General features: G+C 54.9%; 25 protein-coding genes and 1 other RNA gene. 12 read left to right on the top strand and 14 right to left on the bottom strand.

Annotation, left to right across the window (positions count from 1 at the left end; genetic code table 11):
- Window positions 1-90 precede the first annotated feature (90 nt).
- Window positions 91-744 carry a multidrug efflux transporter transcriptional repressor AcrR gene (gene acrR / locus ACMGGM_RS18475; RefSeq protein WP_047626878.1) on the bottom strand — a complete coding sequence of 218 codons (654 nt, stop codon included), beginning with the start codon at window positions 742-744 and terminating at the stop codon, window positions 91-93.
- A gap of 141 nt (window positions 745-885) precedes the next feature.
- Here acrR and acrA point away from each other — a divergent pair, with 141 nt between their 5' ends.
- The 6 genes from acrA to ACMGGM_RS18445 all read left to right on the top strand — a co-directional run bounded on the left by acrA (window position 886) and on the right by ACMGGM_RS18445 (window position 7,727).
- A complete protein-coding gene (gene acrA / locus ACMGGM_RS18470; RefSeq protein WP_014882804.1) occupies window positions 886-2,079 on the top strand; it encodes a multidrug efflux RND transporter periplasmic adaptor subunit AcrA in 1,194 nt (397 codons plus the stop codon).
- Between the two features lie 22 nt (window positions 2,080-2,101).
- Window positions 2,102-5,248: a multidrug efflux RND transporter permease subunit AcrB gene (gene acrB, locus ACMGGM_RS18465; RefSeq protein WP_014882803.1), complete on the top strand. Its 3,147-nt coding sequence runs from the start codon at window positions 2,102-2,104 to the stop codon at window positions 5,246-5,248.
- Window positions 5,249-5,759: 511 nt separating this feature from the next.
- Window positions 5,760-6,134, top strand: coding sequence for an Hha toxicity modulator TomB (gene tomB, locus ACMGGM_RS18460; RefSeq protein ID WP_008499288.1), 375 nt, complete (start codon window positions 5,760-5,762; stop codon window positions 6,132-6,134).
- 27 nt (window positions 6,135-6,161) lie between these two features.
- Window positions 6,162-6,380 carry an HHA domain-containing protein gene (locus ACMGGM_RS18455; protein WP_014882802.1) on the top strand — a complete coding sequence of 73 codons (219 nt, stop codon included), beginning with the start codon at window positions 6,162-6,164 and terminating at the stop codon, window positions 6,378-6,380.
- 209 nt (window positions 6,381-6,589) lie between these two features.
- Complete coding sequence (gene maa / locus ACMGGM_RS18450) at window positions 6,590-7,141, top strand: maltose O-acetyltransferase (protein WP_014882801.1); 552 nt, start codon at window positions 6,590-6,592, stop codon at window positions 7,139-7,141.
- A gap of 118 nt (window positions 7,142-7,259) precedes the next feature.
- Complete coding sequence (locus tag ACMGGM_RS18445) at window positions 7,260-7,727, top strand: YlaC family protein (protein ID WP_014882800.1); 468 nt, start codon at window positions 7,260-7,262, stop codon at window positions 7,725-7,727.
- On the opposite strand, the gene ACMGGM_RS18440 is transcribed toward ACMGGM_RS18445, so the two are convergent.
- Window positions 7,699-9,159 (bottom strand): PLP-dependent aminotransferase family protein, encoded by a 1,461-nt coding sequence (locus ACMGGM_RS18440; RefSeq protein WP_059372407.1) that lies wholly within the window; start codon window positions 9,157-9,159, stop codon window positions 7,699-7,701. The genes ACMGGM_RS18445 and ACMGGM_RS18440 overlap by 29 nt on opposite strands.
- Window positions 9,160-9,260: 101 nt before the next feature.
- Between ACMGGM_RS18440 and ACMGGM_RS18435 the strand changes: the two genes are divergently transcribed.
- Window positions 9,261-9,971: a GNAT family N-acetyltransferase gene (locus tag ACMGGM_RS18435; RefSeq protein ID WP_032637309.1), complete on the top strand. Its 711-nt coding sequence runs from the start codon at window positions 9,261-9,263 to the stop codon at window positions 9,969-9,971.
- Here ACMGGM_RS18435 and ykgO read toward each other — a convergent pair.
- Entirely contained in the window at window positions 9,968-10,108 is a 141-nt protein-coding gene (ykgO, locus tag ACMGGM_RS18430; RefSeq protein ID WP_003859006.1) for a type B 50S ribosomal protein L36, read from the bottom strand. The two genes, ACMGGM_RS18435 and ykgO, sit on opposite strands and share 4 nt — an antisense overlap.
- A 2-nt stretch (window positions 10,109-10,110) precedes the next feature.
- Entirely contained in the window at window positions 10,111-10,371 is a 261-nt protein-coding gene (locus tag ACMGGM_RS18425) for a type B 50S ribosomal protein L31 (protein ID WP_010428154.1), read from the bottom strand.
- Window positions 10,372-10,592: 221 nt separating this feature from the next.
- Between ACMGGM_RS18425 and ACMGGM_RS18420 the strand changes: the two genes are divergently transcribed.
- Window positions 10,593-12,158, top strand: coding sequence for an EAL domain-containing protein (locus tag ACMGGM_RS18420; protein WP_045134725.1), 1,566 nt, complete (start codon window positions 10,593-10,595; stop codon window positions 12,156-12,158).
- On the opposite strand, the gene ACMGGM_RS18415 is transcribed toward ACMGGM_RS18420, so the two are convergent.
- Window positions 12,151-12,423: a metal-sensing transcriptional repressor gene (locus ACMGGM_RS18415; protein WP_045134724.1), complete on the bottom strand. Its 273-nt coding sequence runs from the start codon at window positions 12,421-12,423 to the stop codon at window positions 12,151-12,153. The genes ACMGGM_RS18420 and ACMGGM_RS18415 overlap by 8 nt on opposite strands.
- 134 nt (window positions 12,424-12,557) lie before the next feature.
- Between ACMGGM_RS18415 and ACMGGM_RS18410 the strand changes: the two genes are divergently transcribed.
- A complete protein-coding gene (locus ACMGGM_RS18410; RefSeq protein ID WP_250127185.1) occupies window positions 12,558-13,403 on the top strand; it encodes a nickel/cobalt efflux protein RcnA in 846 nt (281 codons plus the stop codon).
- 35 nt (window positions 13,404-13,438) lie between these two features.
- Here ACMGGM_RS18410 and ACMGGM_RS18405 read toward each other — a convergent pair whose 3' ends face one another.
- The 3 genes from ACMGGM_RS18405 to ACMGGM_RS18395 form a co-directional block, all read right to left on the bottom strand.
- Window positions 13,439-16,531: a beta-galactosidase gene (locus ACMGGM_RS18405; protein ID WP_045134722.1), complete on the bottom strand. Its 3,093-nt coding sequence runs from the start codon at window positions 16,529-16,531 to the stop codon at window positions 13,439-13,441.
- Window positions 16,532-16,633: 102 nt separating this feature from the next.
- Window positions 16,634-17,704 carry a LacI family DNA-binding transcriptional regulator gene (locus ACMGGM_RS18400; RefSeq protein ID WP_063943353.1) on the bottom strand — a complete coding sequence of 357 codons (1,071 nt, stop codon included), beginning with the start codon at window positions 17,702-17,704 and terminating at the stop codon, window positions 16,634-16,636.
- Between the two features lie 76 nt (window positions 17,705-17,780).
- On the bottom strand, window positions 17,781-18,392 hold the full coding sequence (locus ACMGGM_RS18395; protein ID WP_014882793.1) for a YczE/YyaS/YitT family protein: 612 nt from the start codon (window positions 18,390-18,392) through the stop codon (window positions 17,781-17,783).
- 87 nt (window positions 18,393-18,479) lie between these two features.
- Here ACMGGM_RS18395 and ACMGGM_RS18390 point away from each other — a divergent pair, with 87 nt between their 5' ends.
- Window positions 18,480-19,901, top strand: a complete 1,422-nt coding sequence (locus ACMGGM_RS18390; RefSeq protein WP_045134721.1) for a PLP-dependent aminotransferase family protein — start codon at window positions 18,480-18,482, stop codon at window positions 19,899-19,901.
- A gap of 81 nt (window positions 19,902-19,982) precedes the next feature.
- Here the strand turns inward: ACMGGM_RS18390 and ACMGGM_RS18385 are convergent, their stop codons facing one another.
- From ACMGGM_RS18385 to ffs, 3 genes are all read right to left on the bottom strand, one after another.
- The gene (locus tag ACMGGM_RS18385; RefSeq protein ID WP_023310588.1) at window positions 19,983-20,198 is read right to left on the bottom strand and encodes a hypothetical protein; all 216 of its coding nucleotides are present in this window, start codon (window positions 20,196-20,198) and stop codon (window positions 19,983-19,985) included.
- On the bottom strand, window positions 20,195-20,446 hold the full coding sequence (locus tag ACMGGM_RS18380; protein ID WP_023310587.1) for a hypothetical protein: 252 nt from the start codon (window positions 20,444-20,446) through the stop codon (window positions 20,195-20,197). The genes ACMGGM_RS18385 and ACMGGM_RS18380 overlap by 4 nt, the downstream gene beginning before the upstream one ends.
- A 261-nt stretch (window positions 20,447-20,707) precedes the next feature.
- Window positions 20,708-20,804: signal recognition particle sRNA small type (gene ffs / locus ACMGGM_RS18375), an RNA gene on the bottom strand.
- 170 nt (window positions 20,805-20,974) lie between these two features.
- On the opposite strand from ffs, the gene ACMGGM_RS18370 reads away from it, so the two are divergent.
- Window positions 20,975-21,286: an MGMT family protein gene (locus ACMGGM_RS18370; RefSeq protein ID WP_014882790.1), complete on the top strand. Its 312-nt coding sequence runs from the start codon at window positions 20,975-20,977 to the stop codon at window positions 21,284-21,286.
- A gap of 33 nt (window positions 21,287-21,319) precedes the next feature.
- Here ACMGGM_RS18370 and ACMGGM_RS18365 read toward each other — a convergent pair whose 3' ends face one another.
- Window positions 21,320-21,847: a YbaY family lipoprotein gene (locus ACMGGM_RS18365; protein WP_014882789.1), complete on the bottom strand. Its 528-nt coding sequence runs from the start codon at window positions 21,845-21,847 to the stop codon at window positions 21,320-21,322.
- A gap of 203 nt (window positions 21,848-22,050) precedes the next feature.
- Here ACMGGM_RS18365 and tesB point away from each other — a divergent pair, with 203 nt between their 5' ends.
- Entirely contained in the window at window positions 22,051-22,911 is an 861-nt protein-coding gene (gene tesB, locus ACMGGM_RS18360; RefSeq protein ID WP_014882788.1) for an acyl-CoA thioesterase II, read from the top strand.
- Window positions 22,912-23,007: 96 nt separating this feature from the next.
- Here the strand turns inward: tesB and amtB are convergent, their stop codons facing one another.
- Both amtB and glnK read right to left on the bottom strand, forming a co-directional pair.
- Window positions 23,008-24,294: an ammonium transporter AmtB gene (gene amtB / locus ACMGGM_RS18355; protein WP_014882787.1), complete on the bottom strand. Its 1,287-nt coding sequence runs from the start codon at window positions 24,292-24,294 to the stop codon at window positions 23,008-23,010.
- 35 nt (window positions 24,295-24,329) lie between these two features.
- Window positions 24,330-24,668 (bottom strand): P-II family nitrogen regulator, encoded by a 339-nt coding sequence (gene glnK / locus ACMGGM_RS18350; protein WP_008503304.1) that lies wholly within the window; start codon window positions 24,666-24,668, stop codon window positions 24,330-24,332.
- Between the last annotated feature and the right edge of the window lie 43 nt (window positions 24,669-24,711).

Raw genomic sequence — 24,711 nt, 5'->3', positions numbered from 1 at the left:
TGACCGATAATAGTCCGGCGTGAAGAATATCACGCTCGCCTGAAGCAGAATAGCGTGAACGTTATCCTCTAAGATAAATCCTGGAATGGCTCAGGCGGGTAACGAAGGGGAATCGCTGCGCAGCGTCGGGCAGAGCTGTAGCATTTCCAGTAAAATCGCCACGTAACTGCGGGCTTCCTCTTTGAGGTCAAAGGATTGCGGCGCAAACAGCCAGTTTTCCATCAACCCTGAAATGTAGCTGCGCATCAGAATAGCCGCCCGGCGGGTCAACAGGTTGGCCGGGAGCAGTTTTGCCTGCATACACAGATTCAGGTTCTGCTCAATACGGTCATAGCTCTCCAGGCTGAGACTACGCTGCGCCTGCTGCACTACTGCCATCTCCCCCACGAACTCGCATTTATGAAAAATAATTTCCATCATTAATCTGCGACGTTCTTCAACTACCGTAGCTTCAAGGATATATACTAATATCTCTCTTAATACTGAGAGTGGATCGTCAGGGAATTTTGCCCGATACTCACTCTCAAGATCGCTAATGCTGGACTCTGAAAGCTCCCAGATTTCACTGAACAGATCTGACTTATCTTTAAAATGCCAGTAAATCGCACCCCGAGTCACGCCAGCAGCCTGAGCAATTTGTGCCAACGAGGTTGATGAAACACCCTGCTGAGAGAACAAACGTATTGCCACATCAAGGATATGTTGTCGGGTTTCCAGCGCTTGTTGTTTAGTTTTTCGTGCCATAGGTGAGTGAATTTACAGGAGTCAGATTTACATACATTTGTGAATGTATGTACCATAGCATGACGATAATATAAACGCAGCAATGGGTTTTTGGACTCAGGACCATTGATCAATTTGAAATCGGACACTCGAGGTTTACATATGAACAAAAACAGAGGGTTAACGCCTCTGGCGGTCGTTCTGATGCTCTCAGGCAGCTTAGCGCTAACAGGATGTGACGACAAACCAGCTCAACAAGGAGCTCAGCAGGCGCCAGAAGTCGGCGTAGTGACACTCAAATCTGAACCTCTGCAGATCACCACCGAATTACCTGGCCGTACCAATGCCTATCGCATTGCGGAAGTTCGCCCTCAGGTGAGTGGCATTATCCTGAAACGTAACTTTACCGAAGGCGGTGATGTGAAAGCCGGTGAGTCTCTGTATCAGATTGATCCCGCGACCTATCAGGCCTCTTATGAAAGCGCCAAAGGCGACCTGGCAAAAGCGCAAGCCGCTGCCAAAATCGCCCAACTGACGCTGAACCGTTATCAAAAACTGCTCGGTACGAAGTACATCAGTCAACAGGATTATGATACCGCTCTGGCCGATGCCCAGCAGGCTAACGCCGCCGTGGTGGCCGCCAAAGCGGCCGTCGAAACCGCACGTATTAATCTGGCCTATACCAAAGTGACCTCCCCTATCAGCGGTCGTATTGGTAAATCTTCCGTCACGGAAGGGGCGCTGGTACAGAACGGACAAACCACTGCGCTGGCTACCGTGCAGCAGCTTGATCCGATCTACGTTGACGTAACCCAGTCCAGCAATGATTTCCTGCGCCTGAAACAGGAGCTGGCTAACGGCACCCTGAAACAGGAAAACGGCAAAGCCAAAGTGGAGCTAGTGACCAACGACGGTATCAAGTTCCCGCAGGAAGGGACTCTGGAGTTCTCCGATGTGACGGTCGACCAGACTACCGGTTCCATCACCTTACGGGCGATTTTCCCGAACCCTGACAAAAATCTGCTGCCAGGTATGTTCGTTCGCGCGCGTCTGGAAGAAGGCACCAATCCAACCGCACTTCTGGTTCCACAGCAGGGTGTGACCCGTACGCCACGTGGCGATGCGAGCGCGCTGGTTGTCGGGGCGGATGACAAAGTCGAAATGCGCAACATTACCGCCACTCAGGCGATTGGCGATAAATGGCTGGTGACGGAAGGTCTGAAAGATGGCGATCGCGTGATTGTTACTGGTTTGCAAAAAGTTCGTCCTGGTGCGCAGGTCAAAGCACAGGAAGTGAAATCTGACGATAAACAATCTGCTTCGGCCGCTGACCAGTCAGAACAAACCAAGTCTTAACTTAAACAGGAGCCGTTAAGACATGCCTAATTTCTTTATCGATCGCCCCATATTTGCGTGGGTGATCGCCATTATCATCATGTTGGCCGGGGGACTTGCGATCCTGAAGCTGCCTGTCGCGCAATATCCAACGATTGCGCCACCGGCGGTGACAATTTCCGCAACCTACCCGGGCGCTGATGCGAAAACGGTGCAGGACACCGTCACCCAGGTTATCGAACAGAACATGAACGGTATCGATAACCTGATGTACATGTCATCAAACAGTGACTCAACCGGTACAGTACAGATCACCCTGACCTTCGAGTCAGGTACCGATGCTGACATCGCGCAGGTTCAGGTGCAGAACAAACTGCAGCTGGCAATGCCGTTGCTGCCGCAGGAAGTACAACAGCAGGGCGTGAGCGTCGAGAAATCGTCCAGTAGCTTCCTGATGGTTGTTGGCGTTATCAACACCAACGGCACCATGACGCAGGAGGATATTTCCGACTACGTGGGCGCCAACATGAAGGATGCCATCAGCCGTACTTCCGGTGTGGGTGACGTTCAGCTGTTCGGTTCTCAGTACGCGATGCGTATCTGGATGGATCCGAACAAACTGAACAACTTCCAGCTGACGCCGGTTGACGTGATTAACGCGATTAAAGCGCAGAACGCCCAGGTGGCAGCCGGTCAGTTAGGCGGTACACCACCTGTGAAAGGCCAGCAGCTTAACGCGTCCATTATCGCGCAAACCCGTCTGACCTCCGCCGATGAGTTCAGCAAAATCCTGCTGAAAGTGAATCAGGACGGTTCGCAGGTTCGCCTGCGCGACGTAGCGAAAGTGGAGCTGGGTGGCGAAAACTACGACATCATTGCGAAGTTTAACGGTAAACCGGCTTCCGGTCTGGGTATTAAACTGGCGACCGGCGCTAACGCCCTGGACACCGCCACGGCGATCCGCGCAGAGTTGAAGAAGATGGAACCGTTCTTCCCGTCAGGTCTGAAAATCGTCTACCCGTACGACACGACGCCGTTCGTAAAAATTTCGATTCATGAAGTGGTTAAAACGCTGGTAGAAGCGATTATCCTGGTCTTCCTGGTGATGTATCTGTTCCTGCAAAACTTCCGCGCGACGCTGATCCCAACCATCGCCGTGCCGGTCGTTCTGCTGGGGACCTTTGCCATCCTTGCGGCCTTTGGATTCTCGATAAATACCCTGACGATGTTCGGGATGGTGCTTGCCATCGGCCTGTTGGTGGATGACGCCATCGTAGTGGTAGAGAACGTCGAGCGTGTCATGGCGGAAGAGGGTTTACCGCCGAAGGAAGCAACCCGTAAATCCATGGGCCAGATCCAGGGCGCGCTGGTCGGTATCGCGATGGTACTGTCGGCGGTATTTATCCCGATGGCCTTCTTCGGCGGCTCTACCGGTGCGATTTACCGCCAGTTCTCGATTACCATCGTTTCCGCGATGGCGCTGTCGGTGCTGGTCGCATTGATCCTGACGCCTGCGCTGTGTGCCACCATGCTGAAGCCCATTCAGAAAGGCGGTCATGGCGAGCATAAAGGGTTCTTTGGCTGGTTTAACCGCATGTTTGACAAGAGCACGCACCACTACACCGACAGCGTGGGCAACATCCTGCGTAGCACCGGTCGTTATCTGCTGCTCTATATCATCATTGTCGTCGGCATGGCCTATCTGTTCGTTCGTCTGCCAAGCTCGTTCCTGCCTGATGAAGACCAGGGCGTGTTCCTGACGATGGCGCAGCTTCCGGCGGGTGCATCGCAAGAGCGTACCCAGAAAGTGCTGGATGAAGTGACGGACTACTACCTCACCAAAGAGAAAGCGAACGTTGAGTCCGTGTTTGCGGTTAACGGCTTTGGCTTTGCGGGTCGTGGTCAGAACACCGGTATCGCCTTCGTCTCTCTGAAAGACTGGGCGGATCGTCCGGGCGAGGAGAACAAAGTTGAGGCCATCACTGGCCGTGCAATGGGGACCTTCTCGCAGATTAAGGATGCGATGGTCTTCGCCTTTAACCTGCCAGCGATTGTTGAACTGGGTACCGCGACCGGTTTCGACTTCCAGCTGATCGACCAGGGCGGTCTGGGTCACGAAAAACTGACGCAGGCACGTAACCAACTGTTCGGAGAGGTGGCGAAACACCCTGACCTGCTGGTTGGCGTGCGTCCAAACGGTCTGGAAGATACGCCGCAGTACAAGATCGATATCGACCAGGAGAAAGCACAGGCGCTGGGCGTGTCCATCAGCGACATCAATACCACACTGGGCGCGGCCTGGGGCGGTAGTTACGTGAACGACTTCATCGACCGTGGTCGTGTGAAGAAAGTGTACGTGATGTCAGAGGCGCAGTACCGTATGTTGCCGAACGATATTAATAACTGGTACGTTCGCGGCAGCAATGGTCAGATGGTTCCGTTCGCGGCGTTCTCAACGTCACGCTGGGAATATGGTTCACCACGTCTGGAACGTTACAACGGTCTGCCATCAATGGAGATCCTGGGTCAGGCCGCACCAGGCCGAAGCACCGGTGAAGCCATGAACCTGATGGAAGAGCTGGCGAGCAAATTGCCTTCGGGCATCGGCTATGACTGGACCGGTATGTCCTATCAGGAACGTCTGTCCGGTAACCAGGCCCCTGCCCTGTATGCCATTTCTTTGATTGTGGTATTCCTGTGTCTGGCGGCACTGTATGAGAGCTGGTCGATTCCGTTCTCCGTTATGCTGGTGGTTCCACTCGGGGTTATCGGTGCACTGCTGGCGGCGACGTTCCGTGGATTGACCAACGACGTGTACTTCCAGGTAGGCCTGCTGACAACCATTGGCTTGTCGGCGAAGAACGCGATACTTATCGTTGAATTCGCCAAAGACCTGATGGAGAAAGAAGGTAAAGGGCTTATCGAGGCGACGCTTGAAGCGGTACGTATGCGTCTGCGTCCTATTCTGATGACGTCACTGGCGTTTATCCTCGGCGTACTGCCGCTGGTTATCAGCTCTGGCGCGGGCTCCGGTGCGCAGAACGCGGTCGGTACTGGCGTGATGGGCGGTATGATCACCGCGACCGTGCTGGCTATCTTCTTCGTTCCGGTGTTCTTCGTGGTGGTTCGCCGCCGCTTCAGCCGCAAAAATGAAGATGTTGAGCACAGTCATTCGGTAGAACCGCACTGATACCGGTTTCACATCATAAAAAGGCCGCATTAGCGGCCTTTTTCATTTTAAGAAAAAATCATAAAATACGCTTATTGTGGTTTTATTTATTTTCTGCCAGCGTAACAGGACATATCATAAATAACGGATAACGTAATCCGAGAATACAGGATTTTTTTAAATTCATTTCTTCGGTCAGAGGGTTAGGAATATTCCTAATTAAAAGTTCGGAAAAACAGAACTCCGGATTTGAACTTTTTCTTCAGGCGCAAACCTAAGCTAATGAAACGTAAGGAAGCTAACAAAACAAGCGTTAATCTGGATAAAAATGTTCCGTTCCGGATGAACATTTGCGTAGAGTCTCGCAGCCTGCGGTTTTATTTGTAATTTTTCGTAATAGCGCGGTGAAATCCAGACAGGAGTGGCTTATAGTTAGGTTATCAGGAACACAGCACTCATGTAGCTAAGTCAGTTGTATCCATCCCGACAATGATGTTCGGTGAGTAATAAATCACTCAGAAGGGGATGCGCTATGGACGAGTACTCGCCAAAACGGCATGATATCGCGCAGTTGAAATTTCTCTGCGAATCCTTGTACCATGACTGCCTTGCCAATCTTGATGAAAGTAACCATGGCTGGGTAAACGATCCAACGTCTGCCATCAATTTACAGTTGAACGAGCTTATAGAGCATATCGCTACCTTCGCACTTAATTATAAAATTAAGTACAATGAAGATAATAAGCTCATTGAGCAAATTGATGAATACCTGGACGACACCTTTATGTTGTTCAGTAGTTACGGCATTAACGCGCAAGATTTGCAAAAATGGCGCAAATCGGGAAACCGACTATTCCGCTGTTTCGTCAACGTGAGCAGAGCTAACCCCGTTAGCCTTTCCTGTTAAAATTATTACAATTACTAAGGTGAATTTATGTCTGAAAAACCACTCACAAAGGTCGATTATTTGATGCGCTTACGCCGTTGTCAGTCAATTGACACCCTCGAACGCGTCATTGAAAAGAATAAATACGAGCTTTCTGATAATGAACTGGCGGTATTTTATTCAGCTGCTGACCATCGCCTCGCTGAGCTAACGATGAATAAGTTATATGACAAAATTCCCACATCCGTGTGGAAATTTGTACGTTGATCTTTGAAGTGTGTCTGTAGAGGTTCTACGCCACGTTCTAAGCTGTATTCACCTGTCCCGTTATGCTCCCTGTGCGAAAGCCAGGTCTCCGTGTTAAACGCGCTCATCAGCAACAATGTTGTGACTCTGCTCACATCGGCTTTTCGGGAACGTTCCCCTCCTGGCCAGTTGCGATTACCCTTCAGGAATCACATCCAGAGAGGTTTACGATGAGCATTGAAAAACAGAAGATGATTTCAGGTGAACATTACCGCCCGGGTGATGAGACACTACGCGCCGACAGACTGCGGGCACGCCATCTCATCCATCGCTATAACCACACTGCGCCTGATGAAAAAACAGAACGCCAGACCATTCTGGCGGAACTGCTGGGGCAAAGTGAAGGGGCTTATATTGAGCCGAGTTTCCGCTGTGACTATGGATATAACATTTATCTGGGCAAAAACTTTTACGCGAACTTCGATTGCGTGATGCTGGATGTGTGTCCTGTTCATATCGGCGATAACTGTATGCTCGCGCCGGGTGTTCATATTTATACAGCAACCCATCCCCTGGATGCGGAGGAACGTAATAGCGGCGTCGAGTTTGGTAAGCCCGTCACTATTGGCAATAATGTCTGGATTGGCGGACGGGCGGTCATTAACCCAGGCGTTACCCTGGGTGACAACGTGGTCGTCGCTTCCGGTGCCGTCGTGACGAAAGACGTCCCGTCTAATGTCGTCGTTGGGGGTAACCCGGCGAAGATCATCAAAACGCTGTAAGATCCCGGGGGAGTCAACTGTTATGGTCTTTTAGCGCCTGACTGTTACTTTTTTCAGCGGGATGGCTCCCCTAAAATTGGCAGACACCCTGTATTGTCTACACGCATAAAGGCAAAAAATGACCGAGATACAGCGCCTGCTTACCGCCACCATCGACGATCTTAACCTCCGCGAAAAGCGCGATAATCGCCCGCGCTTTAGCATCAGCTTTATCCGCAAACATCCCGGACTGTTTGTCGCAATGTATGCCGCCTGGCTGGCAACGCTTATTGTGATGCTGAAGTCCGAAACGCTGGTGGACTCCGTCTGGCTACTGGTTGTGTTATTTGTCGTCTTTAACGCTTTTTTCTTTTTCGACGTGAATCCCCGCTACCGTTACGAAGATATCGACGTGCTCGATTTCCGGGTCTGCTACAACGGTGAATGGTACAACACGCGTTTCGTGCCTGCGGAGCTTATCGAGAGCATCATGCACTCTCCGGCCGTTGAAACCGTGCAAAAAGAGAAGCTGCAAAAAATGGTTTCCACCAAAGGTCAGCTCTCTTTCTATGATGTCTTTACTCTTTCCCGCCCTGCTGCTGCGTAATTAACGCCTGCAGGCGTCGGATACCCGGCACAAACTGCGAAGCAGAGGTATTGCCATAGCCTAAAACCAGACCGGTTTGCCCCTGCTTCGCCTCCAGGTAGTACCCGCTCAGCGCAGCGGGTGCCAGCTGAAATGCCCTCGCCTTCTCCACCAGCCTCTGGTCATCAATACCGTTAATCGTCACCGTCAGGTGCATCCCGCCCTCTCCGGCAAGAATACGGTGAGGGGTGTGAAGCGCTGTGCTCAGCGCCTCGCGCAGCTGGCGGTAACGTTTACGATAAAGCCGCCGCATGGCAGCAAGATGACGGGCATAGTGACCTTCTTCAATGAACAGCGCGAGGGTGCGCTGCTCCGCACGATGCCCGCCGCGCAGCAGCGAGCCAATGGCAGCGCGCGACGCCTTCGCCAGTGCGGGCGGCAGCACCATAAACCCCATTCTGAGTGACGGAAACAACGTTTTGCTGAAGGTTCCGAGATACACAACAGGGGCGTTATTCACCATTCCCAGCATGGCCGGTACGGGCTCACCGGCATAACGGAACTCGCTGTCGTAATCATCTTCAATGATCCATGCGTTGTGCTGTCGGGCCAGCTCCAGCAACGCCAGCCTCCGCCGAGCGCTGAGCACGCTTCCGTAAGGGAACTGATGCGAGGGCGAAGTGAAAATCAGCGTGGGGGAAGGCGCATTCCGCCCTTCCCAGCACATTCCCTCATCATCCACCGGCATTCCCGTCATTGTCAGGCCGGTTTTGACAAAGGCACTTTTGGCTCCGGCATAGCCGGGGTTTTCTACCCAGGCAACATCGCCTGGTTCGCTCAACAGTATCGTGCACAGATTAACCCCTTCAAGCGCCCCTTCGGTTATCACTATCTGGCTGGCGTCGCAGTCAATGCCCCGGGAGAGCGCGAGGTGGCGAGCAATCGCCGCACGAAGCGACGGCTCTCCGGCCGGATCGCCATACCCAAGCAGAGCGTTCCCCTCCTCGCGCAAGACGCGATCGTACAATCGCCGCCACAGCGGCAACGGGAAATAGTTGATGGCGGGCGTTCCCGGCGTAAATGCCATGACCGGAGTATCACGCTGCACCGGCGCAGGCAGATGAGTGACCCGTTTTGCCAGCACAACCTCAGGCGCCGACAATGTCCGGACGCGTGCGCGATGCGCAAATTGAGCAACCTTTGTCCCCTGCCGGTTACGCAGCAAATAGCCTTCAAGCGTAAGCTGGTCCAGCGCCGCGTTAACGGTGTTCCGGGAAACCGCAAGCTGCTGCGCCAGCGTGCGCGAGCCGGATAGCTGGCTACCAGACTGAAGTTTCCCGCTGAGGATGGCCTCTCGCAAAGCCAGATAGAGTGCCCGCTGGAGTGTCTCATCCCCACGCTTTTTCAGTGCAGCATGGAGCAAGGTATAAAATTCATCACCCGGTATATTCATCCCATCTCCTTGTGGTACCAACAAAACATAGTCGAGTGGTGCTTTTTAAGGAACCAGCAATTCACTAGTCTGAAGCTCTTTTCAACGTCACGGAAATGAAGATGAAGACATTCAATGAGTTTGGACAACCCGTGGGCGACGCCCTTATCGACTGGCAGCCTCGACCACATCCGTCCCGGGTGGTGCTGCAGGGGCGTTTTTGTCGGCTTGAACCGCTGCGCGTGGTGCATGCCGAGGCGCTCTTCTCCGCCTATTCCCTGGCCGAAGACACCCGTAGCTGGACGTGGCTGCTGCGCGAACCTGATGCCACTGCCGCCGAGTATGCCGAATGGGTGGCGAGCGTGAGTGATTTATCTGACCCGATGCACTTTGCCGTCATTGATAATCAGACCCAGTCTCCGGTCGGAACGCTGGCCCTGATGCGGATCGATCCGAAAAACGGCGTCGTGGAGGTAGGTCACGTTCATTTCTCACCACTGTTGAGCCGCACGCCAATGTCGACAGAAGCGCAATACCTGCTGATGCGGTACGTATTTGATACCCTGGGCTATCGGCGATACGAATGGAAGTGCAACAGCCTGAACGCACCTTCACGCAAAGCCGCACTGCGCCTGGGTTTTCAGTTTGAAGGGCGGTTTCGCCAGGCGCTGGTCATAAAAGGCCGTAACCGGGATACCGACTGGTTTTCGATTCTCGACAAAGAGTGGCCGGCGCTGGCGAGCGCCTTTGAAGGCTGGCTTGCCACCGACAATTTTACCGCCGATGGCAAACAGAAAAGATCCCTGGAAAGCTGGCGAGAAATACGCGCCTAGCGTCTTTTCTTACGCCCCTGAACCGCCTTAAAGCGCGGATTGGATTTGCAAATCACGTATAAGCGTCCCTTGCGTTTGACTATCTGGCAATCCGGGTGACGCTGTTTCGCACTGCGCAATGAGTTAAGCACCTGCATCATTACCCCCGCTTCGCATTAAGAAAACCGCCAAAACGCTTACGGAAGCGCGCCGCGCTGCCATCCGTGGAGAACGTTTTTTGCTTACCGGTATAAAACGGGTGCGATTTCGAAGAAACCTCGATGGTGATGTATGGATACGTTTCACCGTCGAGTTCAATTTCGCGGTCAGTTTTAATGGTTGAGCCGACTTTAAAGTATTCATTGGCACTGGTGTCGTGGAATACCACAGTGCGATACGCTGGATGGATATCGGGTTTCATCATCAATCTCTCATGTTTTGTTATAACATAACAAAATAATATCCAGCCCTTGTTGAAAAAACAACCCCCCTTTTGCCACTGATATTTTACAGGTTTACCTGAGATAAAATAAAAACCAGGCCGCCCACGTGCTATAACTGTATCATTTCGCGGTAAAATCTTTCTCTTCAGGCAGGGAACTCAGCGTCCGGATTTCGACATATGAGAAAGGAAACGACAGCATGAATACCCGACATCTGGTCAGTCTGGTGACTGGCATACTTATCTTTTCTGTGCTGGTTCCCATTTGCCTGAGCATCTGGCTGGCGCATCGCCAGGCGGAAGAGAAATTTGTCGATGCGCTGGATAACTATGCTTCTCGTGTGCTGATACGAACCGACAGGGTCCTGGCTCAGGCAAAAGATGCGCTTAATCATCTGCAAACGTATGACGGCGTGCCGTGCAGCCCTTCGCATTTAAAAGAGATGAGCCGGGCCGCGTTTTCCTGGCGATATGTCCAGGAAGCGATCTATACCGACAACCTGAAACCACGCTGCTCCTCGCTGGAGCAATCCAGCCATGCCTCCCCCTTCCCCCCACCAACGCGCATTACCCGGGATGGTTACAGCGCATGGCTGACGGCGCAAAACGATCTGGGATTTCACCGCTACATGGTTGTACTGGGCAAAGGCCACTACCTTGTCATGATCGATCCTGCCTCGCTGGTAGATGTGATCCCTTTTGGGGAGATAGCCATCGATGCCGCCCTGGTCGGAACCGCAACACACCGCATTTTTGCCAGCAGTAATCCACTCGCGCCGCATATCCGCGAGATGATTCAGGAACGAGAGGGAGACCGCGTCCAGTACAACGGTTCAATGTACGTGATGAAGCCTGTCCCTGAGTTGGGCTTTACCGTCGTGACCTGGGCTCCGCTCAAACCTTTGGCTGATACCTGGCACAGGCAACTCCTTTTCTGGTTACCGTTTGGCATGTTGATAAGCTTGCTCGCCGCACTGTTTGTCTTGCGGATACTGCGTCGCATCCAGTCGCCCCGCAATCGCCTGCTTGACGCCATTAACAGCCGGGATTTTGTGGTTCACTATCAGCCCATCGTGGCGCTCTGTAGCGGGAAAGTGGTGGGGGCAGAGGCGCTGGCGCGCTGGCCTCAGCCAGATGGCAGCAGCCTCTCGCCGGATATTTTTGTTCCCCTTGCTGAACAAACCGGGCTCATCTCGCAGCTCACGCAGTTAGTCATTGAAAAAGTGTTTGAAGATATGGGCCACTGGTTGCAACACCACCCCGATCAGCATATCTCCATTAATCTCGCCCCTGCCGATTTGACCTCCGGCAAACTGCCACCGTTGCTGAGTCAGTTAATGAATAAATGGCAAATTCATCCCCGACAAATCGCTCTTGAGCTCACCGAACGCGGTTTTGCCGACCCTAAAATCAGCGCCCCGGCTATCGCCGCGCTACGCCATTCCGGTCACCCTGTCTATATTGATGACTTTGGCACGGGCTACTCCAGCCTGAGCTATCTGCAGGATCTCGACGTGGATACGCTCAAAATTGATAAATCGTTCGTGGATGCGCTGGAGTACAAAAACGTCACGCCGCACATTATTGAAATGGCGAAATCGCTGAAGCTGGCGATGGTAGCGGAGGGTGTCGAGACCGAAGGGCAGCTCGCGTGGCTGCACCGTCATGGGGTGCAGTATGGGCAAGGGTGGTTCTACAGTAAGGCGCTGCCAAAGACGGAATTTATTCTGTGGGCTGAAAATAACCTCGGCAGGCACGTTACTTGAGGTAGGATTTGATCACCTGCAACACCACGCCAAGATCGGCTTCACGCTGCGCCTCTTCAGGCTCTTTCACGACATGATCGGTGAGATGCCCTTCAATCACCTGCATCATCATGCCATTCACCGCCCCACGGATCGCCGCCAGCTGCTGTAGCACCTCGGCGCATTCGTGATCGCGGTTAAGCATTTTTTCGAGGGCAGTGTTCTGCCCCTGAATTTTCTTCAGGCGAGTCAATAACATTTTCTTGTCGCGAACGGTATGTGACATCTCTGTCTCCCTCAGTTTATGGCGTTTAAAGCATATCACGCTCTACTCCCCCTGAGTATTTTTCTACTGGGGGGTAGTATATTACTACTGGGGGGGAGTAGTATTTGCACACGCTTTCCACCCTGGAACATTCAATGACCGATTTTGCTTCACTTCTGCAGCAGGGTAATGCCTGGCTGTTTGTTCCCAGCGCTATCCTGCTCGGCGCGTTACATGGTCTGGAACCGGGCCATTCCAAAACCATGATGGCTGCCTTTATCGTGGCCATCCGCGGCACGCTGAAGCAGGCTGTACTGCTGGGTCTGGCGGCAACGCTATCCCATACGGCGGTGGTCTGGATCATTGCCATGGCAGGGTTATGGTTTGGTCGGGGCTGGGATGCTCATACGTCCGAGCCCTGGTTCCAGCTGTTCTCCGGGGTGTTGATCGTTTTGATCGCCCTGTGGATGGCATGGCGAACCTGGAAAGAGAGCCAGCCGCACGATCATCACCACCACCATCATGAACATGGACATGAACATGAACATGAACATGAACATGACCATGACCATGACCATGACCATCATCATGATCACCACCACCCGCTTGTTGAAGAGGAGTGGCAGGACGCCCACCAGCGCGCCCATGCGCAGGATATTAACCGGCGTTTTAATGGACAACATGTGACCACGGGACAGATCGTGATGTTTGGCCTGACAGGCGGGCTTATTCCCTGCCCGGCCTCCATCACGGTTCTGCTGATCTGCCTTCAGTTAAAGCATTTTGCGCTCGGCGCGACGCTGGTATTCAGCTTCAGTATCGGTCTGGCGTTGACGCTGGTCGCGTCCGGGGCGATTGCCGCCCTTAGCCTCAAACACGCGACCAAACGCTGGCCTGGCTTTAGCGAACTGTCCCGCAAAGCACCGTGGATTTCCGCTGCGCTGATTACCGTGGTAGGGATTTACATGAGCCTGCACGGCCTGAGCGGCATCCTGGCATAAGCCTGCGGCCACGGCAGGTGGCCGCATCTCAAGGGTCAACTGAGGTTCTGCTGCCAGCTGAAGCGATAACGAAGCTGGCGCGTCTGCAGGAGAAATTCCGGCGAGACGCTGGGGCTCCAGGAGTCATCGCCGCCCACGCCCATGTGAAACGCGTCGAGGTTGAGCCAACACCCCGGCTCTTCGCGCAACAGGTGATGATGGGTTGTCTCGCGCAACTGCTGCTGGCTGTAGCGGCTTATTGAGAAGTGGAACTGACCATTCAGCAGATGCGTTCCTGCCACAAGTTCGCGGGTATCGCAGCGCAAACCATTTTCCGTCGGGAAGATATACGGCGTGTGCATCGCCTCCAGGGGCAATGTCCAGCGCCCCTGCTGTGCCGCCAGCTTTCTGTCCGGGTAATTTTCGTGCGGCCCCAGCCCCAGCCAGTGAACGTTTTCCGGCGCTTCGGCGAGATGAACGCTCAGGCCAATCCGCGCGGGTTCCGGGATATCAGACGCCATATCGACCTGAATATCACCATGCAGAACGCCCTGCTCGTCCACCCGCCAGGTTTTACGGCTCAGGAACAGCGCTTTGCCGTGGTACTCCCAGACATGCAGGGTATTGACCACCACCTCGCGAGCATGCTGCTCTGCATCACAGGACAGTACGCGGGAGGTGAGATCGTACATACCCGCTGCTTTCCAGCGTTCAACCCACGCGTTCGGATCGATTTTCGTCGCTTCGCTCACGCCAATGTCATTATCCAACGGCGCGCGGCTAAAGCTATCCGTCACGGGTGAAATCAACAGTGCCACGCCATCTCGCCACCATTGGGTGAGGTTTCCGGAAGTGCAATCGAACTGCCAACGCTGCTGCTGATGCGTTATCTCCAGCATGAGGTCATGTTGCGTCAACACGGGAGGTTCGCCCGCAGACACTGTCGGCGCAATAAAGAGAGGAACCGGGAGCGGCCACTGCTCCCACGCGCAGCGATGGCCAGCCGGTGACCACGGCGTTGCCCGCGGCTGGCGAACCTCAACATTCAGCCAAACCTCTCCCGGCCCGGCCTTCAGCGCCGGCAGATCGAGCTCCAGACGCTGGGTGCCCTCGGGAGCCATCGCGAGCGTGACCTCGCTCGCGGCCAGCACCTCTCCATCACGTGCAATCGTCCAGCTCAGCACCTCGTTATCGGTGTGGCGGAACAGGTAGCCACTTTGCACCTCAATCACCAGCGGAGCAGTGCTCACCAGCGTAAAGGTAAAAAACTGCTGGGCGCGCTGCGCTTCGTACAGCGCCGGATGCGGGGTTCGGTCGGGGAATACCAGACCATTGAGGCAGAACTGCCGATCGTTCGGCTTATCGCCAAAGTCTCCGCCGTACGCCCAGAACGCGTTACCCTTTTCGTCTTGCTTCGTCAGGGCCTGATCGACCCAGTCCCAGACAAACCCGCCCTGCAGGCGAGGATGATTGCGAAACGCCTGCCAGTATTTCGCAAACCCACCAAAGCTGTTGCCCATCGCGTGGGCGTATTCGCAGAGGATCAGCGGACGCGTTTCATCCGGCATGCCGATCCATTTCTTGATTGACCATTTAGGTACTGCCGGGAAAGGCTGATCCTGATCGACCCGGGCGTACATCGGGCAGACAATATCGGTCGCTGCCGTATTCGCCCCGCCGCCTTCATACTGCACCGGGCGCGTCGGGTCGGTGGTTTTCAGCCAGCGGTACAGCGCATCGTGGTTCGCACCGTGGCCGGATTCATTGCCCAGCGACCAGATAATAATCGAAGGATGATTTCGGTCGCGCTGCACCATGCGGGTCACGCGCTCGCTCATGGCAGGTAGCCAGCGCGGATCGTCAGCGAGGCGGCTCATCGGCACCATACCGTGCGTTTCGATATTCGCTTCGTCAACGACGTACAGCCCATAACGATCGCAAAGCCGGTACCACAGCGGATGATTAGGATAGTGCGAGCAGCGCACGGCGTTGAAGTTGTGCTGCTTCATGATTTCGATATCGCGACGCATGGTTGCTTCATCCATCACCTGGCCGTTTTCAGGGTGGTGCTCATGTCGGTTAACGCCGCGGATCAGCAGCGGTTTACCGTTGAGCTTGAGCAGGCCATTGCTGACGTCAACGCGGCGGAAGCCAACGTCGCATGCCTCGACCTCGACCACCTCACCCTGCGAGTTGAGAAGCGCAATCGTCAGGCGATACAGTTCCGGCGTTTCAGCACTCCACAGCGCAGGGTGCTCGACGGGGATCGCCACCGTTAACCGCTCAGCCCAGCCGCCGCGCTCGTCCACAATGGCAGAGCCTGGCCGCTGGGTCGCGCTGGCACAGCGTTCACCGTTGCGCCACAGCGTTATCGTGACATCGCACTCCGCGTAGCAAGTGCCTGTCAGCGCGACCGCCACTTTCAGCACCGCGCGGTCAAGCTCAGCGTTCAGGTCCGTCAACACATGGTAATCGGCGATCTGCGTTTCGGGTTTATGCAGCAAAGTGACGTCGCGGAAAATGCCGCTCATCCGCCACATGTCCTGGTCTTCAAGATAACTGCCGTCGCACCAGCGCAGTACCATGACCGCCAGGCGGTTCTCCCCGGCGCGCAGCGCCGCCGAGAGATCGAATTCGGCGGGCAAGCGGCTGTCCTGGGAATAGCCTATCCACTGTCCGTTGCACCAAAGATGAAACGCCGAGTTCACGCCGTCAAAGATAATGCGGGTTTGCCCGCCGTGGAGCCAGGCGTCATCCACCTCAAATGTGAGCGAGTAACATCCGGTTGGGTTCTCTTGCGGAACAAAAGGCGGCGTGACGGGAATGGGATAGGTGACGTTGGTGTAGATGGGCGTGTCAAACCCCTGCATTTGCCAGTTAGACGGCACGGGCATCGCAACGGCGTCCGCGCAATCTTCCGTTACCCATGCCTCCGGGACTTGCTCGGGTGCAGGAAAATAATTAAACCGCCACGCCCCGTTAAGAGAACGTCTGCTGACTGACTCCTCGTCGTCCAGGGCCGAGGATTCATGGCGCCAGCTGTGTAACGGCGCATGAGCCGCCAGCCGGTTCCACTGGGTAACGCCGGGGTTTTCCCAGTCCCGTCGGGCCAGAATGGCACCGAGCGTCGGTGATAAAGTGTTGGGCATACTAACCTCTTTGCGAAGCGCTCACAATTTTGGTTAACATGCCCTGGCACTGAGCGAGGGTAAAGCATTCCATCGCAGAGCAGCGAGTCAGATCACAAAGTTTTATTTACGCGCAAGCTGCTCTGCCAGGAGAGCCAGGCGTCTGAGCTGCTCCGCCAGATCCTCTTGTTCGGCCTGCTGCGGATGGCGGCGCGCGGTGGAGTGACGGATCACCAGCGTAACCGGCAGCTGAACCTGCCAGCACGCATCGCCCTGGAGGGGGTCCAGCAGCCACGTCACGCTGCGTTCGCCCGCCTGGCGAAACGCCTGGCGAACGGTCGTCAGCGGCGGCGAAAACCAGGCACTGTCGGCCGTATCGTCAAACCCGACTACCGATAGCTGGCCAGGGATCGCTACCCCTTTTTCCGCGCAGGCGCGCATCACCCCAAGCGCCATTTGATCGTTCGCCACCAGAATCGCCTCCGGTAATACCGTACCCGACAGCAGCATATGCCCTTTCTCATAACCGCTGGCCGCGCTCCAGTCACCGTATTCCACGGCAACCGCGTCAAGGCCGGACTGTGCCAGCGTCGCTTGCCATCCGGCCAGACGCGCACGCGCAGAGACCGAGCTTTCCGGTCCGCTCAACAAAGCAATATGCTGATGCCCCAGCGAAAGCAGATGCTCAACGCCCAGACGCGCCCCCTCCTCTGCGTTAAACACGAGGCTGTTTACCTGCGCTGAGGGCGATACATCCAGAAACAGCACCGGAACAGGCGATGCCAGCGCCCTGAGCTGTTCAGCGTGAGGATCGTCAAGCGGCACATTGACCAGCAGTGCTTCCACCCGCTGCGCCAGCAACGCCTGAAGCGCGGCCTGACACTGGTGCGGTTGCTCTACCATGGAAATGAGGACACTCGCCCCCTGTTCCGCTGCCCGGGATTTTACCGCCGAGACGATTTGTGAAGGCGCGTGCAGCGCCAGATCGGTCGTAATAAGACCCAGCGTACGGGTGCGTTTACCCGCCAGCTGTTGTGCCCGCAGGTTAGGCACATAGTGCAGTTCCGCCATTGCCTGCTGCACCTTTTCCCGCGTGCGCGCAGAGACATGCTCCGCGTCGTTAATCACGCGGGAAACGGTCTGATAAGAAACCCCCGCAAGGGAGGCGACATCATAGAGAGTGATTGCTTTCATGCATTCTGGCATCGCGATAGTCGAAGCGACTATTCTGCCACAGCGATGCCGTTAAAACATGTGAGCGCTTCGCAAATTAAACAACCCGTTCCGGCTGAGGAACGTTCTCATTGCGCGACTTCTGGCGGAACCAGGGCATACAGAGCTGAATAAGCGGACCAATGGTCAGGGCATACAGTACGGTTCCTACGCCAAACGTACCGCCAAGCACGCACCCAATCAGCAGGACGGACACTTCGATTGTGGTTCGCACGCTGCGAATGGACCAGCCCAGCCGGGCGTGAATGCCTGTCATCAGACCGTCGCGCGGGCCGGGCCCGAAACCGGCACCAATGTACATACTGGTGGCAATCGCGTTCATCACAATGCCCGATACCAGGAAAGCGATTCGCACAGGTAACGAACTCAGCTCGGGGATGAGCGCCATGCTGGCGTCTGCCGCCAGACCGATACAAATCACGTTACTGATCGTGCCGAGTCCGGGCATCTGGCGCAGGGGGATCCACAGCAGCAGCACCGCAGCGCCGGTCAAAATGATCACCGTCCCGATACTCATCCCCAGCTGCAGCCCGACGCCAAGGTGAAATACATCCCACGGATCAACCCCCAGATCCGAGCGAATAAACATCGTGGTAGAGAGGCCATACAGACCCAAACCGACATAAAGTTGTAGCAGACGACGTACCATTTTTTATCTTCTCCCGATAACCAGGCTTTCATCCTGACCTAAAATGGCACTATGATTAATGTCCAGTTTTCAAATAGTGGACTGCATATGTCATCACGCCGCTTTGGAAGTCAGTCTCTGGTACGCCTTTTAGGCCACTGGCAGCAAGCTTCATCCCGCACCCCGCTCTGGCGCCAGCTGGCTGACGCGTTGCGTCTGTTAATCCTTGATGGCCGACTGGCATTAAATACGCGACTGCCGGGTGAGCGTGAGCTGGCTACGACGCTGGACGTGAGCCGGACCACCGTCAGCAGCGCCCTCGCCCATCTGCGCGAGGAGGGATATCTTGAAAGCCGCCACGGCAGCGGGTCGCGCGTGATCCTCCCGGATACTCGCGCCGTTCCTACCCTTTCAGCGGCGAGTGCCGCACTGGATCTCTCCACTGCCGCCCTCAATGCCGGGCCAGAGATCCACCAGGCTTATACCCACGCGCTGACGGCTATTACCCAGCACCTCTCGCTGACGGGCTACGACCAGCTTGGGCTGCCTGCGCTTCGGGAAGCTATAGCGGCACGCTATACCGAACGGGGTCTTCCCACCCGCGCAGACGAAGTCATGGTGGTCAACGGTGCCGTCAGCGGTTTTGCGCTGATATTGCGGATGTTAACCGGGCCGGGAGATCGCGTCGTGGTCGATCACCCCACCTATCCGCTGGCGATTGCCGCCATTCAGGGGGCGCAGTGCCGGCCCGTTGGGGTGTCGCTGCCGGATACAGGCTGGGACACGGATGGTTTTGCCGCCACGCTTGCCCAGACTGCACCGCGCCTGGCTTACCTGATGCCTGATTTTCACAACCCAACCGGGCGTTGTATGGATATCGCCACCCGTCAGGCGATCGCCGATATTGCCGCGCAAACCCGCACGACGCTGGTTGTAGATGAAACGATGGTCGATCTCTGGTTTGACTCGCCCCCACCGCCACCGCTGGCATCGTTTAACCGGGAGGCAACCGTCATGACATTAGGCTCCGCCGGAAAAAGCTTCTGGGGCGGACTGCGTCTCGGCTGGATCCGCGCCTCTTCACGTACCATCGCCACCCTCGCCCAGACGCGGGATACGCTTGATCTGGGCTCGCCGCTGCTGGAGCAACTGGCGACGCTGTGGCTTATCAACAATAGCGAACGTTTTCTGCCCGCTCGCCGCAAGATGCTTGCGGAACGGCGCGATCGATGCAGTGAACTGCTGCGTGAACATTTTCCCGAGTGGCGATTCCATGAGGCGGAAGGCGGACTGTCTTACTGGATCGAACTTCCCGGCATGCTGGCGACACAGCTTGCCGCGCGGGCAGAAATCATCGGGATTAACCTGGGAACGGGCACACGGTTTGGCTTATCGGGGGCGTTTGACCGCTTTTTGCGCATGCCCTTCTCGCTGGAGCCAGCGGAAATGGAAGCGGCGTTACTGCGGATTAAACCCTTATGGCGTGCATTACATTCAAATGAGCCGGCCATCAAACGCAGTCTGGTTTAAGAATAAAAAGTTTGAAGGGGATCATAAAATAAAAACTGCTGACTGTAATATATGCAGTCAGCAGTTTTCACTGGACAACAATTAATGTTGCGGAGGAATAGGGAAACCTTTCAGCGAAATAACGAAGTTATCACCGTCTTTCTTTATTTTTGCACCGGTATCACACCAGTCAGACGCAATACGAAAGAACTCATCGCTTCCAACATTCCAGCCAAGACGTACATGCTTCACATAGCCTGAGCGCAAGAGATCGCAGGCCTCGTTGTAGTCACTGGCAGTTGACAGTTGTTGTTTCATTTTCTCTTCTTCAGAAGTTTACGTAGTGCTTTGATTTCTTTAGGAGTAAAAGGAGAAACACTCTCTTCTTCCGTATGCTGATTATCAATATCTTCTTCCGATACTCCCGCCTCTTCTACTGCTTCAAACGCCAGCAGCAGCAGTTTCTCTGTGGTCACGCTTAAATTTTCGTTATTCACTTCCGCATAGTGGCGAAGCCTTTCTTTTAGCGCGTCGTCAATTTTAACATTTAAAACCGCAGTAGCCATGTTTGTCACTTCCCTTCGGAATAAGTACTTTATGTAATACACGAAGTTAACACTGTTATCCAGATTTATATTTTTTTGAATTTTGGTGTTAAATAGACGTCCAATTATAAAATGCCAGTCTATTATTACAGGTTTATGACAATAATATTTCATCGCGATGAAATATATATTACAGCGTATAGGCGTTATAGTATTGTGGAATAATGACTACAGAGAGAGGTAACGCAGGAAGGTTTGTACGAGGCCGTAAATGGGTGGGGGCCCTGCCAGCTACATCCCGGCACCCACGTCGTCTGCCCTGGCTGCTTCCTTCCGGACCTGACCTGGTGAACAGAGTAGCGTTGCGGGAGAACCAACAGAGCCCCCATTGAGAGCGTTGATAACCAACGCGCTGGCGCATTATCCCTGTGCGAAGACCCAATTGCAAGCGACCCGGAACCGGATGCTGGTTTATTGCGCAAACAGACGCAGCAATCAGGGCAATCTTCGTTTACCATGGCTGTCCAGATGATCCCCGCAGGTGCAGGTATGGACGAACACGACTCCTTTCCCCAGCGCGTATGGCAAATTGTGGCCTCAATCCCGGAAGGCTACGTCACAACCTATGGTGATGTCGCACAGCTGGCCGGTTCACCGCGCGCGGCGCGACAGGTAGGTGGCGTTCTTAAACGGCTGCCGGAAGGAAGCACGCTGCCCTGGCATCGCGTGGTGAATCGTCATGGTGCCATCTCGCTGACCGGACCGGATCTCCAGCGTCAGCGCCAGGCATTACTGTCAGAGGGTGTGCAGGTATCGGGATCGGGACAGATTGATTTGCAAAAGTACCGCTGGGTGTACTAACCCCTCCCCCGAAGGAGAGGGTGATAGCAACAATTACATCTGGGTCGGTGGGGTTGGCAGGGACGGCTGATTGGTCTGTGGAGCAACCGGCACTTCGGTTTGCTGTACGGGAACCAGATTCAGGTCGACTTTAGTCCCACCGTGGTTAATGGCTTCCTGAACCGTATCGGTAATAAAGACCAGCTTATCGTTGATCGTTACCGCGGCACTCAGCAGGATACGGGCATTCGGCTGCACGTCTGACGGGTTATATGGCAGCACGAAGCTAAATGGCGCCTGCTTACCTTCAGTACGAACCGCACGCTGAGCCAGGACTTTCGACGGCGCGTCGGCCAGAGAAGCATCAGACAGCGTAACCGTTAATACCGCATCCGGCGGCAAAGCGACTCTCTGTTTGATCCAGATGGTACCGGAAACATTAGGCTGCTGAATGGATTGCTGTGAAAGGGTATTAATCCCGTTCGGATCGGCTGCAGGTACCGGCACCTGGGCGCTCTTACCAGCACAGGCGGACAACGCCACCGCAATAGCTACACCACTTAGCATGGGCACGAGTTTCATTGAAGTCTCCTTATCATCAATGCACCAGCGGGATCGATCCCATCCGATGTCGTTTCAATCACATAACGTATTCAAGTGTGGCACAGATCACCGATTAATGCCTGAAAACGTGCCGATATTAAGATTATTCTACCCATCGGACCACTTACATTTCTGCGTTATACTCTGCCTATCTTTCGCTACGGCGTTTATTGAGGACAACTATGAGTCAGGCACTGAACAATCTGCTGACATTACTGAATCTGGAAAAAATTGAGGAAGGACTCTTTCGCGGACAGAGTGAAGATTTAGGCTTGCGCCAGGTCTTCGGTGGGCAAGTCGTTGGACAAGCGCTGTACGCGGCAAAGGAGACCGTCCCGGCAGACCGTCTGGTGCATTCGTTCCACAGCTATTTCTTACGCCCTGGCGATAGCGCAAAACCGATTGTGTATGATGTTGAAGTTCTGCGTGACGGTAATAGTTTCAGTGCCCGCCGCGTGGCGGCCATTCAGAACGGTAAGCCCATCTTCTATATGACCGCCTCGTTCCAGGCACCGGAACCGGGATACGAGCATCAGAAAACGATGCCGCCGGCACCGTCGCCAGACACGCTCAAATCAGAGACCGATATCGCCCGTGCGCTGGCGCATCTGCTTCCGCCACAGGTCAAAGAGAAATTTCTGTGCGATAAACCGCTGGAGATCCGCCCCGTCGAGTTCCATAACCCGATGAAGGGTCACACCGCCGAGCCGAAACGTCAGGTCTGGATCCGCGCCAACGGTACCGTGCCGGAAGATTTCCGCGTGCATCAGTATCTGCTCGGGTATGCGTCAGATTTTAACTTTCTGCCTGTGGCGCTGCAGCCGCACGGCGTCGGGTTCCTCGAAAAAGGGATGCAGGTCGCGACCATCGACCACTCCATGTGGTTCCACCGTCCCTTCAACATGAATGAGTGGCTGCTTTACAGCGTGGAGAGTACGTCGGCATCGAGCGCTCGCGGGTTTGTGCGTGGAGAGTTTTATACGCAGGACGGCGTGCTGGTCGCTTCAACGGTGCAGGAAGGGGTAATGCGTAATCGCGGTTGACGTAAAAAAGCCTGGTGGCGGCTTCGCCTTACCCGGCCTACAAAAGCACAATCCGTAGGCCCGGTAAGCGCAGCGCCACCGGGCAATGGACTCTACTCAAGCATTATACGCATTCTCGCCGTGGCTGTTCACATCCAGACCTTCGCGCTCCTGCTCTTCCGGTACGCGCAGACCCACAGTCATGTCCGCCAGCTTGTAGCCAATAAAAGCGACAACGGCAGACCACACCACGGTGATAGCAATACTTTCCAGCTGCACCAGTACCTGATGAACCATAGTGACACCTTCTGCATAGCCCACGCCACCCAGCGATTTCGCGGCGAAGATACCGGTCATGATACAGCCGACGATGCCGCACACACCGTGCACCCCAAATACATCGCAAGGGTCATCAACGCGCAGCACGCGTTTCAGTGCCGTAACGCCCCACAGACCTGCAAGACCTGCAACCAAACCTACCAGCAGCGCACCACCGACACCCACATAACCACAGGCAGGCGTGATACCGACCAGGCCCGCGATTGCGCCAGAACAGGCACCCAGCAGGGAAGGTTTACCGCGCACCGCCCACTCACCGAAGACCCAGGAGAGGATCGCACCGGCTGTGGCCACGACGGTGTTCACGAAGGCCAGCGCGGCGATTTCGTTTGCTGCGCTTGCAGACCCGGCGTTGAAGCCAAACCAGCCAAAGTAGAGGATCGCGGTACCGGTAAAGACCATCGGCAGGTTGTGCGGTTTGAACGCTTCTTTACCGAAGCCCACGCGTTTGCCAATCAGGTATGCGCCAACCAGACCCGCTACCGCGGCGTTGATATGTACGACGGTACCGCCCGCGAAGTCCAGCGCGCCGTGCGTTGCCAGCAGACCGCCGCCCCAGACCATGTGCGCAATCGGCACATAGGAGAGCGTCAGCCAGACCACCACAAAGATCAGAACGGCAGAGAAACGAATACGCTCGGCCAGCGCGCCTACAATCAGCCCGACGGTGATGCAGGCGAACGAGCCCTGGAACGCAACGTGAATATACTGGTAGAAGCTGCCCATCAGCGCGGTCAGCTCAATATTTTTCAGCATCACCCAGTCAAAGTTACCGAAGAAGGCGTTGCCGGTGCCAAAGGCCAGCGAGTAACCGTAAACCACCCACAGCACGCAGACCAGTGCGAAGGTCACGGCTACCTGGGTCAGCATGGAGAGAACGTTTTTGCCACGGATCAGACCGCCGTAGAACAGGGCAATCCCCGGAATTGACATGAACAGCACCAGCGCGGTGCTGATCATCATAAAGGCGTTATCGGCTTTATCTGCCACCGCAGGGGCAGCCAGCGCGAGGCCCGGCAGCAGTGCCAGCGAACCCAGACCCGTTTTAAGTGTTGCTATCTTCATTTTCTCGATCCCTATCACTGTGTGCCAGGAGTTACTTACAGTGCCGCTTCGTCAGATTCGCCGGTACGAATGCGAATGACGCGCTGCAGTTCGGCAACGAAAATTTTGCCGTCGCCAATTTTGCCTGTGTAGGCCGCTTTGCTAATGACATCAATGACTTCATCAAGCTGATCGTCAGCAATCGCGACATCAATTTTTACTTTTGGCAGAAAGTTAACGCTGTATTCCGCCCCGCGGTAAAGCTCGGCATGACCCTTCTGACGACCAAAGCCTTTCACTTCGGTGACAGTCAGTCCCTGAATACCCATGGAAGACAACGCTTCACGCACGTCTTCGAGTTTGAATGGTTTGATTACAACCGTAACCAGCTTCATAGATCCCCTCCAGTCAGAATTCGGTAATGGCCGCAGCTTACGC

Origin of the sequence: Enterobacter sp. BNK-14 (assembly GCF_047456095.1) — a bacterium.
Taxonomy (GTDB): domain Bacteria; phylum Pseudomonadota; class Gammaproteobacteria; order Enterobacterales; family Enterobacteriaceae; genus Enterobacter; species Enterobacter kobei.
This window is presented reverse-complemented; position numbering and strand designations above follow the sequence as displayed.